This is a genomic window from Sphingobacterium sp. xlx-96 (assembly GCF_011007365.1).
In the GTDB taxonomy this organism is placed as follows: Bacteria; Bacteroidota; Bacteroidia; order Sphingobacteriales; family Sphingobacteriaceae; genus Sphingobacterium; species Sphingobacterium luzhongxinii.
Genome location: NZ_WFKM01000012.1, coordinates 41,149 through 55,186, shown reverse-complemented (window position 1 = coordinate 55,186; position 14,038 = coordinate 41,149). Strand labels below are relative to the sequence as shown.

The following is a 14,038-nucleotide window of genomic DNA, read 5'->3' as shown; positions in this document are numbered from 1 at the left end:
TGCTTATGTTCTCATATTTAAAAGCAAAGAAATACTACTTTAAGGAAATATTAGCATTCTTATTTTTGCTTTTGGGATACTATTTTCTTCGTCAGGAACGTGATGAAATTCAAAAATTACCTAGCATAATTGCAAATGCCAAAGGATTTTACTTGATTTTAGGCATAATAGTAACTTTTGTCTACATTTTGCTACAGGCTTTAATGTATATCAGTTCGTTTAAGGCAGTGCATCGCCATATCACAATCGGACAGGCATTACGGCTTTTTTTGAAGCGAAATCTGTTAAGTGTTTTTCTTCCAGGGGGAGGCGTTACGTCATTAATGTTCTTTAATGATGAACTTGTCCACAAAGGAGTGAGCAAAAGTAGGATCGGTTTTGCTTCGTATATCTATGCCATTGTGGGGTTTATATCTTTAGCCATTGTTGCCGTTCCGGTGATCGTTTATCTTGCTGTGGCGAGGGGTGGGATGGAAAACAGCTGGACAGCATTATCAGTCATTGCTGGTTGTCTACTATTGGTCTTTCTTATTAGTTACTCCTTTATCAAGCGCGGGCGGGTGTTTCGTGTTTTGTATAAACGGAGTCCGCAGATAGAAACATTATATCACGAGATAAGCTCGGGGGGATATTCTTTAAAAAGTATGTACTGGACTCTCTTCTGGTCTATTTGTATTGAGGTTACAGGGATACTTCATTTATACATAGCAATCTGTGCGCTCGGATTGGCCCCTTCATTAGAATTGTGTGTGGCCGGTTATACGATAGCGACGCTATTTTTTTCAGTTTCCCCATTCCTACGTGGCCTGGGCGCTGTTGAGGTCTCACTTATTTACGTATTACAACGGTACGGAGTGAGCGGGGCAGAAGCAATTTCGATCACGCTACTGTATCGTATCTTCGAATTTTGGATGCCATTACTCCTTGGGATCGGTGCCTTCTTTTTTGTCCAAGGCAATATCTTTATGCGCTTCTTACCCGGTTTACTTTTTTCTTTCTTAGGAATTGTAAATATGCTATCCGTAATGACACCGCCTTTGCAAGAGCGCTTACATCTTTTACGCGAATTTTTACCTTTAAATGTTATCCATTTTTCAAATATAGCAGTAATGATTACCGGAGCTTTGATTTTATGTTGTGCCGCATTTCTGTTTCGAGGTTTTAAAAATGCCTGGTGGATGGCTGTATTTCTCACCGTAATCTCGCTTTGCGGTAATATAGCAAAGGGTGTAGATTACGAAGAGGCATCTTTAGCCTTTTTTACATTAATAGTATTGTTGGCCACACACAAAAATTATTATATAAAAGGCGATGCAAGACTCCAAAACTTTGGGCTGTTGACGGCGGGCGTTATTTTCACTTCAGTTTTGATATATGGAGTTATAGGCTTTTATTTTTTGGATCGGAAAGAATTTGGGGTAGACTTTGATTTGAAATCTGCTACGGTTAGTACCCTGCGTAGTTTCCTATTGTTGGATCCTGTTCCCGAACCTATCACTAGGTTTGCAACCGGATTTATATATTCGATCAACTTGTTGGGCACTACATCTCTTGTGCTTCTCGTTTATGTTTTCATTAAGCCATATGTCTTTAAAAGTCATTCTGAAAAAGAGGAGCGACAAAAAGCTTACGATTTAGTACAGAAATATGGACGTAGTGCCGATGATTATTTTAAAAGTTACAATGATAAATTGTTCTTTTTCCCGGCCTCCGTTCCGGGTTTTGTCGCTTATAAATTTGCCGATGGCTATGCCGTGGCACTTGGTGAACCCGTTTGCCAAAATGATGATGCCACAGTGACTACCATAGTAAAGGAATTTGAAAAGTTTTGCTTTTCCAATGGCTTAAAGACTGCATACTATAAAATAGCAGCTGAAAGAATAGCTATCTTTCAAAGATTAGGAAAAAAGGCCTTGCCGATTGGCTTAGAAGCGATAGTGGATACGACGCAATTTACCCTGGAAGGAAAAGACCGTAAATCGCTGCGTAACACGATGAACACGTTAACCAAAAAGGGGTTTAAAGCCTGTGTGCATCAGCCTCCCATAAAAGATGGAATACTACAAAAGCTACAGTTTGTTTCGGATGATTGGCTATCAGTAACAGGACGTCACGAGCTTTTGTTCTCTTCTGGAGCATTCGATTGGGAAGAGTTAAAAAAACAACAGATAATCACCATCGAAAATGAAGATGAGATGATCGTCGGTTTCCTTAATATTATCCCCGATTATGTTCACGGAGAGGCTACTTACGACCTTATTCGACGAATAGAAGATGCCCCCTCCGGAGTGATGGATGCATTGATTATCGCCTTAATTCAAGAGGTGAAAAAGCAGAACTTGAGCTATCTTAACATGGGGATGGCTGCTATGTCCGGTATCGAAGATCCGAAGGGGTTTTCAGAGTGGGCGATAAAATTTGCTTATGAGAAGTTACCTCAGTTCAAGCATTATCAAGGGCTTTACGAGTTTAAAGACAAGTTTTCGCCAAAATGGAGTCCTAAATATATGATATATGAAAATCATTACGATCTAGCATCATTACCATTGGTGATCAATAAGATTACCAAACGGTAGTTTTATACGGGGGATAAGACAGCTCGACATTTTTCGCGTATTATTCGGTTGGTGGGATCACTGGCTCGTTACCATGGGGGTATATATTTCGTTTGTGAAGGGTTTTATAACAGGGGAGATGTAAGCTGCTGAAAAAACAAACGAATTGAAAAACGATTGTGAGGTAGAGTTGTTCTATGTCCGAAACAACACTTAAAAATCGACATTAGTTAGTGCGTTGAAATCTAACTAACAGGTTAGGTTAATAAGGAATTTAGTGTGTGTGAATGAAGGTGGTGTTTCAGTAATGAAACATCGCCTTCTCTTGTTTAATCAACTCGTATGATAAATTTAGAGGATATTATCGGCCGCGATTCAGAAGTGTTTTTTCTCATAGAAATCGCTATACGCACAGTGATCATGTTTGTGCTTATTCTTACCATACTTCGTTTGTCTGGCCGGCGCGGTGTTCGACAGTTAACTGTTTTTGAAGTTGCCATCATCATTAGTCTAGGCTCGGCAGCAGGTGATCCTATGTTTCAGGGTGATATCCCCATCGTACATGCTGTCATTGTCTTTATATGTGTGATCCTGGTATATAAATCGGTAACCTGGCTTGCGGTTCGATCTCAAAAAGTAACCTATCTGCTGGAGGGCAAGGTGTTGCCGGTGGTGAAAGACGGTGTGTTTGATACGAAGCATGAGAATGATAACGACTTTTCAAAAATGGAGTTTTTCTCTGAACTCCGAAATCTGAACGTCGAGCATCTTGGACAAGTGCGCGAAGGAGTGCTGGAGGTAGACGGTACACTGAGCATACTTTTTTATGCCGATGAAGAAGTGCGGTATGGATTACCGTTGTTCCCCTCGAGCTACAAGAAAGTTGATGTAACTCAAAATGAGGGGCCTTTTGCTTGTATGTATTGTGGCCTTGTAGTGCCTGCATTAAATAGTGCATTGCCAAAGTGCAGAAGTTGTGGAAAGGATGATTGGACCATAGCCATTAATACAAAGAGACACAGTTAATAGGGGAGACGACACGTGTTTGTACGTGATCTCAGGCAAATAATACGCTTTTTGATTGGACTTATCAACCGACACCAGACAACGTTGTTCAAGTATCGATCACCGGCTAATAAAGCCTTAAATTTTATCATATTATGGCAACAACAATGAAAACTTCAACAAAAACTTCCACCACAGGCGCTAAAGCAGAGGCAGGAGTAAAGGTGTCGTCTACCTCTAATAACCCGAAGAAAGAAACTGACAAGGGCGCTACAACCGCAAAGGTGAAAGCGAAGGCTGATGCAGCAAAGGATCTGCAAGATCTGTTTGAGGATGGTCTTAAGGATATTTTATGGGCTGAAAAGGCACTATTGAAAGCTCTTCCTAAGATGGAGAAAAATGCTACTTCAGCAAAATTGAAAAGGGCTATAACCCAGCATATCCAAGAGACCGAAGTACATGTGCAACGTCTTGAAGCGTGTTTTGAAAGTATCGGTAAGAAGGCGAAGACAGAGAAATGCGACGCCATGGAAGGTCTGATCGAGGAAGGGGAAAGCATTATGGGGGAGACCCAGTCTGGACCAGTACGTGACGCTGGAATTATCTCGGCCGCGCAAAAGGTAGAACATTACGAAATCGCTACATATGGTACGCTCGCCGCTTTTGCCAAAGTCTTAGAACATGAAGAGGCGCTCAAATTATTATTGCAAACCTTGAAAGAAGAGAAGAAATGTGACGAGCTATTGACGAGTATAGCGGATACTAACCTCAATTCGAAAGCAGAGTAGAGGCTAGCAGTGACAGGCTGCCCAACACGGAATAATATGTTCTTCTATATTTTATATACGGTAAATAATAGGCTCGATTCTAGGGCAGCCTATTTTAAATTTTGTGCAGCTATGGAACAGGCTGTTATCAATAGAAATATCAAAATAATTAAAAGCGTGGAGGCGCCCAATAAACTAACACATACGGAAGTGGTATTCGGCGAGTATAGCGATGATGAAGAGGTTTTGAAGGCCTTAAAGGAGTTGGAGTACAGGTATTCGGAGAGTCCCATCTATGAGAGGTTGCATGGACTCGAAGATCATCTTTCGATAAGTTTTAGACATAGGTATTCGCAGGAGGTCGTCAGGTACGCGACCGAAGATTGATTTACAATACCTTAGTTTTCACCTTATCCGGGAAGAAGAGACGAACCAGTGTGCCTTTTGCTTCTGTACTGGACACATTAATATTACCTCCGTAGCGTTCGATAATGCGTTTTGCCAGGCACAGGCCGATACCTGTACCTTGATGTTCTGTGGTGTTGCTGGCTCTACTAAAAATGCGGAATATTTTTGTCAATTCGGATTCTGGAATACCGATTCCATTGTCTTTTATGAAGTATGCCACGCCTTTGTCCGTTTGTTCGCTATAGATATCGATTTGAGCCTGATCAACATGAGACGTATATTTGACCGCATTGCCGATAATGTTTATAAAGATCTGATAAATGGCGCCGATATTGCCATAGATAGGCAAGAGATGACCTAGTCGGACGTTGCCTTGAAAAGAAGGATGCAATATCTTGATTTCTTGGCACCATGTTGGTATTTTGGCCGTCACACAATGTACTTCCTGAACGTTTGCAATAGAACGGGCTGCACTAAGTTGTACTGTTTGGTTGATGATATTTTCGACATTGTCGATCGCCTGTGAAATTACTTCAAACCATTGCAGATTATCCGGAGCTTGCTGATCCTTTCGGCGTCTGAGGTAACCTATGCCCATTTTTGCAATGGACAAAGGATTTTTTACATCATGCGAAAGAGTATATGTTAACGTTTCTAAATCACTATTGAATGATAATTGTTCTTTTTGGATCTGGAGTTGACTATTTGTCTCGACGCGTGTAGTCACATCTGTAGCTGTATGTAGTATAGCATAGGTATCTCCCGATTCATCCAGCAGTGCCTTATATTCGAAGTCGAAATAACGGAGGTGTTTGTCTGCCCCGTCGACAATAACTGCCGGAGTATCTGTAGCACGGTAGGTGATACCACTATGCCATACTTTTTCGAGTATGCTCTCAAAACCTTCTACGCGGAAGCTAGGAAACACTTCCCCAAATCTCTTGCCCAGAATATTTTTTGGGACACACCACATAGCCAGCATTGCTTCATTAACGAATACTATACGCAAGTCTGGATTGTCATAGATAGCACAGGCTAAAGGTGAGTGTTCTAGAACCTGTAGCAAATCCAGATCATATTGTAGCATAGTACGAAGATAAAGTGATAAGATGACCATATTTTACATAAATCATGCCACAATACATAAACTTTTAATTAATATTAGTATTAAAACATATTATAAATGAGTGTTATAACGCTTTGTTTTGCTATTCAGTTCGTTGACTGCAACATAGGCTTTTCGGCTCCGGCATTCAGCTACTTTTGCTGCGGATTACCTTTAGCGCCATGGCAGTTGCCATTCCGCCTAATACATACCAAGTTACCGTTAAGCATTCGGTCAGGAATGTTTTGGTCACAGGCCTTTCGTCCAGATTTAGCTTTTTACTAAGCGATAGGGTGCCTAGCCCTACTGTCAGTCCATGCAAAGCACCCGCTAGTAGTAGATTTTTCGATTTATATTCGCCGATCATCCGGTAGGACAATGTATTTGTGACCAGGTTGAATGTTGTTGTTGTATTTTCGATCACTTGTTCAGATGGCAACGTCAGACCTACAGACCTTATGGCTTTGGTGACACCTTCTTTACCGACCTCATCTATTTTTGGGGCGTTTTTTATTGTTTTCTTTGCCAGGCCGTGTATTGCATTTAACACGATGGCTCCGATGGCTCCCGCAATTAAGTTTTGTGTATTTGCATTCATGTCGTTATAATTTTTGATACATTTTTAAAACAGTTTTTTCGAACGAAAGTTCATTGTCTAATATTAGTTTTAAACAATAAGTCGGGTCGCTTGTTAGCATTAGGTATAGTTTAATAAATACCCGATAAAATATGTCCTTATTGACGGTCAACGAAAATGGCTTATATTGTAAACGAGGTGATTTTTATATCGACCCTTGGAGACCTGTAAAAACAGCATTGATCACGCATGGTCACAGTGATCATATGCGGTGGGGGATGCAGCATTATATCTGTCACCATGATACAGTACCGATTTTAAAGCTCAGGCTAGGTGGAGAACAATCGGTGCAAGGGGTAGATTATCAAGAGTGCTTCGAACTCAACGGAGTGACCGTATCTTTTCATCCGGCGGGTCATATCATAGGCTCGGCACAGATCCGATTGTTGTATGCAGATGAAGTGTGGGTGTTTACTGGCGATTACAAGCTTGAACACGATGGGGTTAGTGTACCCTTTGAACAGCTTGCTTGTGATCATTTTATTTCAGAATGTACATTTGGATTACCTATTTATCAGTTTCCCAACTCGCAAAAAGTGTACGCTGATATTAATTCATGGTGGAAATTAAATAGTGAAACTGGTTACAATACAGTGTTATATGGGTATTCACTGGGTAAAGCACAGAATATACTCGCACACCTGGATCAATCTTTGGGAGATATCTACTTGCATGGAGCAGTAGCAAATGTTAATGATGCCCTTTCGGATATCGGCTACAACTTCCCGGGGACGCGGCTGTCGTCCGCCATTGATCGGAGCAAGATGGAAGGAGCTTTAATTATAGCCCCGCCATCCGCTAATGGTAGTCCTTGGACAAGGAAGTTGAAGCCCTATCGTCAAGCCATGTGTAGTGGCTGGATGCAGTTACGTGGGTCTCGAAGACGCAGATCGATGGACAAAGGTTTCCCGCTATCTGATCATTGCGACTGGAATCAACTCAATCAAGCGGTAAAAAATACCGGAGCTTCTCATATTTATCTGACGCATGGTTACGAAGCCAGCTTTGCGCGTTGGGCGACTGAACATTATGGGATGCGTTCTTCGGTATTGCAGACTCTTTATAGTGATGACATGGAGGGAGAGGAATGAATTTTGTAACCCTATTCGAACGGATCGATTCTACGACGAAAACTTCTGAAAAGGTACTGGCTATCGTTGAATATCTGCAATCCGCAGCGGAGGCTGAAAAGCTTCTTGCCGTATCGGTGCTTATGGGGTATAAGCCTAAGCGGCCTGTAAAAACCACAGATCTGAGATTATGGATTGCCGAATCGACGAGCATCCCCTTATGGTTGTTGGAAGAATCGTACTATGTCGTGGGGGATCTTGCAGAAACCTTGGCCTTGGTATTACCTCAGGATAGACATACCATAGAATTTAAATTATTTTCCATCTTGCAAGATATTATCGCTATGGATGGGTATTTACCAGCTCAGCAACGTGCTATTTTAGAAAAATACTGGTCTGGCTTGACCGGAACAAGCCTGTTTTTGTTCAATAAATTGCTCACCGGTAATTTCCGTGTGGGGGTGTCCAGAAAGCTGGTTATCAGAGCGCTGTCTAATTATCTAGCTATGGAGGAAGCTGTTGTTGAGCATCGGATGATGGGCCGTTGGGATCCTTTTCAGGAGAGTTTTACCACCTTATTCCATCAGGAAATTTTAAAAGATAAACATTTTTTGCCTTACCCGTTTTTTTTGGCTTATCCTGTAGAACTTTCATTTTTCGATAGTGCCGTTATCAGCGACTGGATCATCGAACCCAAGCTGGATGGTATCCGTGGACAGATAATCATTCGTCAGGACGAGGTTTTTATTTGGAGTCGCGGGGAAGATTTAATGACTGACAAGTTTGTTGAATTTCAGGAACTCCAGTGCATTCTGCCTAATGGTACTGTACTCGACGGTGAAATAATCCCTTGGAAGGATGGCCGACCATTGGATTTTCAGAGGATGCAGACGCGTATAGGTCGGAAGAATATTACTAAACGTAGCCTCGATGAAGTACCGTTAGTAATGGTCTGTTACGATATTTTGGAATGGAAGGGAAAGGATCTCCGTGGTAAGCCTCTTATGGTAAGACGAAAACTGTTAGCGGAAATCCTTTCTAGATATCCTGTATATAATATATTAAGACTGTCTGAGATCAAGCACTTTACTAGCTGGGACGAAGCTGCGTCTTTTCGAGCGGATGCCCGGCAGCACAACGCGGAAGGGCTGATGCTTAAACATAAAGAAAGTGTTTATGAGGTGGGCCGCAAACGGGGTAATTGGTGGAAATGGAAGACAGACCCTATGTCGGTTGATGGTGTGTTGATCTATGCCCAATCCGGGCACGGCAGAAGAGCCAATCTGTATACCGACTATACATTTGCTGTTTGGGATGAAGGTACATTGGTTCCTTTTGCAAAGGCATATTCAGGATTAACGGATAAAGAGTTGCTTCAGATCGATTATTGGATAAAGCGTAATACCATCGAAAAATTTGGACCTGTACGTCGTGTCAAACCGGAATTGGTATTCGAATTAGCCTTTGAGGGAATAAACTTGAGCACCCGTCACAAGTCTGGTATTGCCCTCCGTTTTCCACGTATTTTAAGGTGGAGGCAGGATAAAACTGCCCAAGAGGCAAATACCAAGCAAGATCTATTAACTTTGATACAGTCTTTACATGAATCCACTAGCTGAAGTATGGTTTTTTAATCAAGGCTGGCAACCTCATGGTTTTCAAAAAGAGACCTGGGCTGCCGTTGCCCGTGGCAAATCGGGATTATTGAATGCGCCAACCGGATTTGGGAAGACCTTTGCATTATGGTTTGGTATATTGCAGCACTATTATGGAGATGATCGGTTCCTGAAGAAGAAGGCGAAATTTAAAACCAATAAATTACATGCGCTATGGATCACCCCGTTACGCGCACTATCAAAAGAAATCTATAAGGCAACATCGGCGGTGAGCGCCGATCTTGATCTGGATTACAAAGTTGAACTGCGTACCGGCGATACCTCAACTTTGAATCGTCAGAAACAGCGTAAATCCCCACCTCATGCGTTAATCACGACTCCCGAAAGTGTACATCTCATTTTAGCTTCCAAAGGAGCGGCAGACTATTTCAAACATGTCGAGTTTATTGTGGTGGACGAATGGCACGAACTATTGGGGAGTAAGCGGGGGGTACTCGTAGAATTAGCTTTGAGCCGTCTCAAAGCTATCAATCCCCGACTCAAGATCTGGGGGGTATCGGCTACTATAGGAAATCTCCAAGAAGCACAGGAAATACTTTTGGGAAAGCAGCATAAGGGAGTGATGGTGCGTGCTGCTATAAAAAAGAATATTTCCATTGAAACAGTCTTGCCCGACAGTTTGGAAAAATTCCCTTGGGCAGGTCATCTTGGTATAAAGCTTTTGGACAAAGTCGTCAATATTGTCAATCGGTATGGTACCACCTTGATATTTACCAATACCCGCTCACAGTCTGAGATCTGGTACCAGCATATTATCACACACTATCCTGAATTTGCAGGTGTGTTGGCTATCCACCACGGCTCACTGAGTGATGAGATTAGACAATGGGTCGAACAAGCATTACATGAAGGAAGATTGAAAGCGGTAGTTTGTACCAGTAGTCTGGATCTAGGTGTTGATTTTCGACCCGTCGATTGCGTTATACAGATCGGCTCGCCCAAAGGAATAGCCCGTTTTTTGCAACGTGCTGGACGGTCAGGGCATCGACCTTTTGAGACTTCGTACATTTACTATGTGCCGACCAATTCTTTAGAGATTATAGAAGGCGATTCTTTAAAGTATGCAGTAGCAAACCATATTGTAGAGCAGCGTATTCCTTACGTTCGCAGTTTTGATGTACTGCTACAATACCTCACTACTTTGGCTGTAGGCGACGGCTTTGATGCAGAGATGATTTATAACGAACTGAAGCTTACACACTGTTACGCGGAAATCAGTAAGGAAGAGTTTGGCCAGTGTATGGCTATGCTTATTCATGGCGGTAGGTCCTTGTCGGCCTATCCCGATTTTCATCGACTCGTATTGGATGCTGGGCTGTATAAGGTCGAAAGCCGTAAATTAGCGATGCGACACCGGTTAAGTGTGGGGGCTATTGTTTCCGATCTGATGCTACGTGTGAAGTTTATGTCAGGTAAGTATCTTGGTAGTATTGAAGAGTCCTTTATCTCCAGATTGAAGCCAGGTGATGTATTTTGGTTTTCCGGTCGTCAGTTGGAGCTTATCCACGTTCGTAATATAGAAGCAATCGTAAAGCCGAGCACCCGCAAGACCGGAGTAGTACCTTCTTGGATGGGAGGGCGTTTTTCGATATCAGCGAATTTGGGGATTGCGATTCGACACAGCTTTAGCCATATTCACAAAAAATCCGGAAAGAGTTCGGAGATTAAATTTTTAACTCCCTTATTTAAGGAACAGGAGCAACGTTCCGGCCTACCACAGGAAGACGAACTTTTGATAGAATACATCCATACCAAATACGGCTATCATCTTTTTGTATATCCATTTGATGGCAAACTGGTTCACGAAGGACTCGCACAGGTATTGGCTTATCGACTGGGAAAGATACAGCCGACGACCTTTAGTATCGCTAGCAATGAGTACGGCTTTGAATTATTGTCGGCTACACCATTTTCTATAGATCTCGACTTGATGACCCAATTGTTGTCGCCGAAAGACCTTCACCAGGATATTACATCGGGCATCAATGTACAAGAGATGGCTCGTCGACGTTTTAGGGACATCGCAGGAATTGCTGGATTGGTATTTCAAGGGTATCCGGGCAAGCAGATGAAAAGTAAACACTTACAGGCAAACGCAGGCCTGTTTTTTTCGGTATTTGAGGACTACGATCCACACAATTTACTATTACGTCAAGCCTATGACGAGGTCTTTGATTTTCAGCTAGAAGAAGGAAGGATGCAGCGTGCTTTTGAGCGTATAAGCACCCACAAGATTATTTTAACCTTTCCGGATAAGTTAACTCCCTTTGCATTCCCTATATTTTCAGAATCCTTTCGCGAGCGATATAGCAATGAAGACTGGCAAAGTCGGTTGGATCGTTTGAAATTGCAATTGACAGGGAGGTTAGAGTAATGACAAAACAAATAGATTGGCAGGGCATCAATATGCTTTTATTCGCGCAGAAAGTCCTATACATACCCGAGCACCAGACACTTGTACTTTCGGACTGGCATCTGGGCAAGCTAGGACATTTCAGGCAGGAAGGTTTTTTTGTTCCCCCTATGCAGTTGCAAGAGGAATTCGATCGTCTCACGCGTATACTAGAGCATCTTACAGTGCAGCGCGTTGTTTTCTTAGGAGATCTCTTTCATTCTACCTGGAATAGAGAGTGGGACGAATTCGTGGTCTATTTACAACAATTTAAGGAGATAGCTTTTGTTCTTACCAAGGGCAATCACGATATTCTTCCCGAAGCACTATTACATCAGCTTCCCCTTCAAGTGGTAGATTACCTCCGGCTTGGGGATCACTTTATTCTATCGCACGAACCCTTGACCGACATTCCTATAAAGACATTGAATATCGTGGGCCATCTTCATCCGGGTATACAGATACAGGGTCGAGGGAGACAGTTATTTCGTTTGCCCTGTTTCGCTCTGCAGGATAATGTATTTATACTTCCCGCATTTGGTCGTTGGACCGGGTTATACATCCTAAAAGACACCGCTTACAGTCGATTATTTGCTGTTGTCGGTAATGGCGTTATAGAGATCTTTTGAACTTTTATCAATGGTACGTGTTCATTCAACAAAAAAAGATTGATATGGCACATTTAGAAGTAAAAAGAAAAAAGCCTACGTCTTGGTGGATATGGTTATTGCTAATACTGGTCCTGCTGGTTTTATTAATTATGTGGATAAGGGGAGATAATCCCTATCCGTCTACGGATAAAATGTCTATAGACACCAGCGCTAATCTAGCCTCTGATCAAACGGAAGCTATAACTACTACTGAACCAGACTGGGACAGAATAGACTTTAATGCTCCGGAGATTAAAGCCCCTGAGGTTAATGTACAGATTGTGGTATTTCAGGGCGCACACCGATATAATAAGGTAATTTAATATATATGATTATGGCACGAGAGGAAAATAAATATAATCGCCTTACGGAATTGACTGGTAGTGATTACGAAGTTGTGGATGGTGAACCTGATATTAGAGGTTGGGATGTTCAAGATACACAAGGCAGAAAGATCGGCGAGGTCATTGAATTGCTTTTTGATCCCTCATCATGCCGCGTTCATTACATCGTAATAGATGTAGACTATGAAAATTTTGCTGCGGGACTTGAAAAACAGATCCTGATACCGATAAGGATTACAGAGTTTCGTGAGGAGAGCAATACGGCATCGGACAATATTTCGGCAAGCATAATGGATGACTCGGATCATCCTGAAAATATTCCACTACACGATGGGACTAAATCATTCTGTGAGCAAGGCATCGTAATAATTCCTATTACTTTAAGGCAAATCATGGATCTACCATCGTATGATTCGGATCGGATAAATTCGAGTATGGAGTTGGCCGTACATAAAGTTTTAGAAAGTTCATTTAAAGAGTATACCGAAGGCGATGAATGGCAAAGAGGCGGGCGTGTGGGGCCTAGACACGATTAATAAAGTTTTATGCCACATTCTAATATTAGACGAAATAATAGTTCAGGATGGTATCTATGGTCAATCCTTTCCATTGTTGCACTATTGGTCCTAGTTATGTGGGTCAGAGGATGCCGCAGCACTTCCAAAGAAAGAACTGATATTGTAGAGATTAAAGCTGATTATCCAGTAATGAGGGACGGATAATTGGGGGATGAAATAACCTTTAAGAATTAAATCCGGTTTGTTATGGAAATTAGAAGTTTAGTCAAATCAAGAAATGAAAGTTTACAGGATGAGTTATTCCGACTATTGGCATTATATGCTGGCCAGCGATTGTTGCGGGGTAGTAATAAGCGTGCGCCATCCCTTTGGCGATTAGCATCTGGAGGCCTATTGCTTTATATCGCAGCCACAGGTAAAGTGCCTTTTTTGTCGACTCTACGTCGATTAAATACGAATCATGGGCAGGTTAACTTTAAAGAACAGCTCATCATCCAACGCACCCCTGAGCAGGTCTTTTCATTTTTTCACGATCTCAGGAATCTAAAGCAATTGTTGCCTTGGCTGAAAGGCGCCAAGGCGCTCGATATAGAAAAGACACATTGGGAGATACTCGGAAAATCTTTTATAAGCGAACTGTTTGTCGTTAAGGAAAAGGAAAATGAGTTCTTAGGATGGTCAGCTCGTCAAGATGCATTTATATACCACACTGCGCGTATTGAGCTGCGTGAGGGCGTGGCGCCGCAGGTCACAGTAATGGATTTTGTGTTTAGTTATACTCCTCCTGGAGGAAAACTGGGAGATTTGGCTTTTAGCGGGATGCGGCGTATGGTTGGGGGAGAGGTGAATCGTTTTTTAAGGGATGTTAGCAATTTGCTTAATTCAGGTATGGACTTTAATGTATAAATGTA

The 14,038-nt window shown here is 42.1% G+C and carries 13 protein-coding genes; 11 read left to right on the top strand and 2 right to left on the bottom strand.

Translation table 11 applies throughout. The features are described 5' to 3' along the window. Positions 1–5 precede the first annotated feature (5 nt). The 4 genes from G7B20_RS15415 to G7B20_RS15400 all read left to right on the top strand — a co-directional run bounded on the left by G7B20_RS15415 (position 6) and on the right by G7B20_RS15400 (position 4,714). Positions 6–2,576 carry a phosphatidylglycerol lysyltransferase domain-containing protein gene (locus G7B20_RS15415; protein ID WP_164112318.1) on the top strand — a complete coding sequence of 857 codons (2,571 nt, stop codon included), beginning with the start codon at positions 6–8 and terminating at the stop codon, positions 2,574–2,576. Between the two features lie 321 nt (positions 2,577–2,897). Beyond that, positions 2,898–3,581 (top strand): DUF421 domain-containing protein, encoded by a 684-nt coding sequence (locus G7B20_RS15410; protein ID WP_164112317.1) that lies wholly within the window; start codon positions 2,898–2,900, stop codon positions 3,579–3,581. A 134-nt stretch (positions 3,582–3,715) separates the two neighbouring features. Further along, positions 3,716–4,348 carry a ferritin-like domain-containing protein gene (locus G7B20_RS15405; protein ID WP_164112316.1) on the top strand — a complete coding sequence of 211 codons (633 nt, stop codon included), beginning with the start codon at positions 3,716–3,718 and terminating at the stop codon, positions 4,346–4,348. 111 nt (positions 4,349–4,459) lie between these two features. Then, positions 4,460–4,714 (top strand): hypothetical protein, encoded by a 255-nt coding sequence (locus G7B20_RS15400; protein WP_164112315.1) that lies wholly within the window; start codon positions 4,460–4,462, stop codon positions 4,712–4,714. Position 4,715: 1 nt separating this feature from the next. On the opposite strand, the gene G7B20_RS15395 is transcribed toward G7B20_RS15400, so the two are convergent. Both G7B20_RS15395 and G7B20_RS15390 read right to left on the bottom strand, forming a co-directional pair. Next, complete coding sequence (locus tag G7B20_RS15395; protein ID WP_164112314.1) at positions 4,716–5,852, bottom strand: sensor histidine kinase; 1,137 nt, start codon at positions 5,850–5,852, stop codon at positions 4,716–4,718. A gap of 136 nt (positions 5,853–5,988) precedes the next feature. Continuing rightward, complete coding sequence (locus G7B20_RS15390) at positions 5,989–6,438, bottom strand: hypothetical protein (protein WP_164112313.1); 450 nt, start codon at positions 6,436–6,438, stop codon at positions 5,989–5,991. Positions 6,439–6,569: 131 nt separating this feature from the next. Between G7B20_RS15390 and G7B20_RS15385 the strand changes: the two genes are divergently transcribed. The 7 genes from G7B20_RS15385 (at position 6,570) to G7B20_RS15355 (ending at position 14,033) form a co-directional block, all read left to right on the top strand. Beyond that, a complete protein-coding gene (locus tag G7B20_RS15385; protein ID WP_164112312.1) occupies positions 6,570–7,568 on the top strand; it encodes a ligase-associated DNA damage response exonuclease in 999 nt (332 codons plus the stop codon). Next, the gene (locus G7B20_RS15380; RefSeq protein WP_164112311.1) at positions 7,565–9,166 is read left to right on the top strand and encodes an ATP-dependent DNA ligase; all 1,602 of its coding nucleotides are present in this window, start codon (positions 7,565–7,567) and stop codon (positions 9,164–9,166) included. The genes G7B20_RS15385 and G7B20_RS15380 overlap by 4 nt, the downstream gene beginning before the upstream one ends. After that, positions 9,150–11,597, top strand: a complete 2,448-nt coding sequence (locus tag G7B20_RS15375) for a ligase-associated DNA damage response DEXH box helicase (protein WP_164112310.1) — start codon at positions 9,150–9,152, stop codon at positions 11,595–11,597. Before G7B20_RS15380 ends, G7B20_RS15375 begins: the two co-directional genes overlap by 17 nt. Then, positions 11,597–12,244 (top strand): ligase-associated DNA damage response endonuclease PdeM, encoded by a 648-nt coding sequence (gene pdeM / locus G7B20_RS15370; protein WP_164112309.1) that lies wholly within the window; start codon positions 11,597–11,599, stop codon positions 12,242–12,244. Before G7B20_RS15375 ends, pdeM begins: the two co-directional genes overlap by 1 nt. Positions 12,245–12,288: 44 nt before the next feature. After that, positions 12,289–12,588 carry a hypothetical protein gene (locus G7B20_RS15365; RefSeq protein ID WP_164112308.1) on the top strand — a complete coding sequence of 100 codons (300 nt, stop codon included), beginning with the start codon at positions 12,289–12,291 and terminating at the stop codon, positions 12,586–12,588. An 11-nt stretch (positions 12,589–12,599) separates the two neighbouring features. Continuing rightward, complete coding sequence (locus G7B20_RS15360) at positions 12,600–13,145, top strand: PRC-barrel domain-containing protein (protein ID WP_164112307.1); 546 nt, start codon at positions 12,600–12,602, stop codon at positions 13,143–13,145. A 228-nt stretch (positions 13,146–13,373) separates the two neighbouring features. Further along, positions 13,374–14,033 carry an SRPBCC family protein gene (locus G7B20_RS15355; RefSeq protein WP_164112306.1) on the top strand — a complete coding sequence of 220 codons (660 nt, stop codon included), beginning with the start codon at positions 13,374–13,376 and terminating at the stop codon, positions 14,031–14,033. Positions 14,034–14,038: the final 5 nt, after the last annotated feature.

What these genes read in the sequence shown, in the direction of transcription:
- G7B20_RS15375 (WP_164112310.1), top strand. Translation starts at nt 9,150, where the DNA reads ATGAATCCACTAGCTGAAGTATGGTTTTTTAATCAAGGCTGGCAACCT.
- G7B20_RS15405 (WP_164112316.1), top strand. Translation starts at nt 3,716, where the DNA reads ATGGCAACAACAATGAAAACTTCAACAAAAACTTCCACCACAGGCGCT.
- G7B20_RS15390 (WP_164112313.1), bottom strand. Translation starts at nt 6,438, where the DNA reads ATGAATGCAAATACACAAAACTTAATTGCGGGAGCCATCGGAGCCATC.
- G7B20_RS15410 (WP_164112317.1), top strand. Translation starts at nt 2,898, where the DNA reads ATGATAAATTTAGAGGATATTATCGGCCGCGATTCAGAAGTGTTTTTT.
- G7B20_RS15385 (WP_164112312.1), top strand. Translation starts at nt 6,570, where the DNA reads ATGTCCTTATTGACGGTCAACGAAAATGGCTTATATTGTAAACGAGGT.
- G7B20_RS15400 (WP_164112315.1), top strand. Translation starts at nt 4,460, where the DNA reads ATGGAACAGGCTGTTATCAATAGAAATATCAAAATAATTAAAAGCGTG.
- G7B20_RS15360 (WP_164112307.1), top strand. Translation starts at nt 12,600, where the DNA reads ATGGCACGAGAGGAAAATAAATATAATCGCCTTACGGAATTGACTGGT.
- G7B20_RS15380 (WP_164112311.1), top strand. Translation starts at nt 7,565, where the DNA reads ATGAATTTTGTAACCCTATTCGAACGGATCGATTCTACGACGAAAACT.
- G7B20_RS15355 (WP_164112306.1), top strand. Translation starts at nt 13,374, where the DNA reads ATGGAAATTAGAAGTTTAGTCAAATCAAGAAATGAAAGTTTACAGGAT.
- G7B20_RS15415 (WP_164112318.1), top strand. Translation starts at nt 6, where the DNA reads ATGTTCTCATATTTAAAAGCAAAGAAATACTACTTTAAGGAAATATTA.
- G7B20_RS15365 (WP_164112308.1), top strand. Translation starts at nt 12,289, where the DNA reads ATGGCACATTTAGAAGTAAAAAGAAAAAAGCCTACGTCTTGGTGGATA.
- pdeM (WP_164112309.1), top strand. Translation starts at nt 11,597, where the DNA reads ATGACAAAACAAATAGATTGGCAGGGCATCAATATGCTTTTATTCGCG.
- G7B20_RS15395 (WP_164112314.1), bottom strand. Translation starts at nt 5,852, where the DNA reads ATGGTCATCTTATCACTTTATCTTCGTACTATGCTACAATATGATCTG.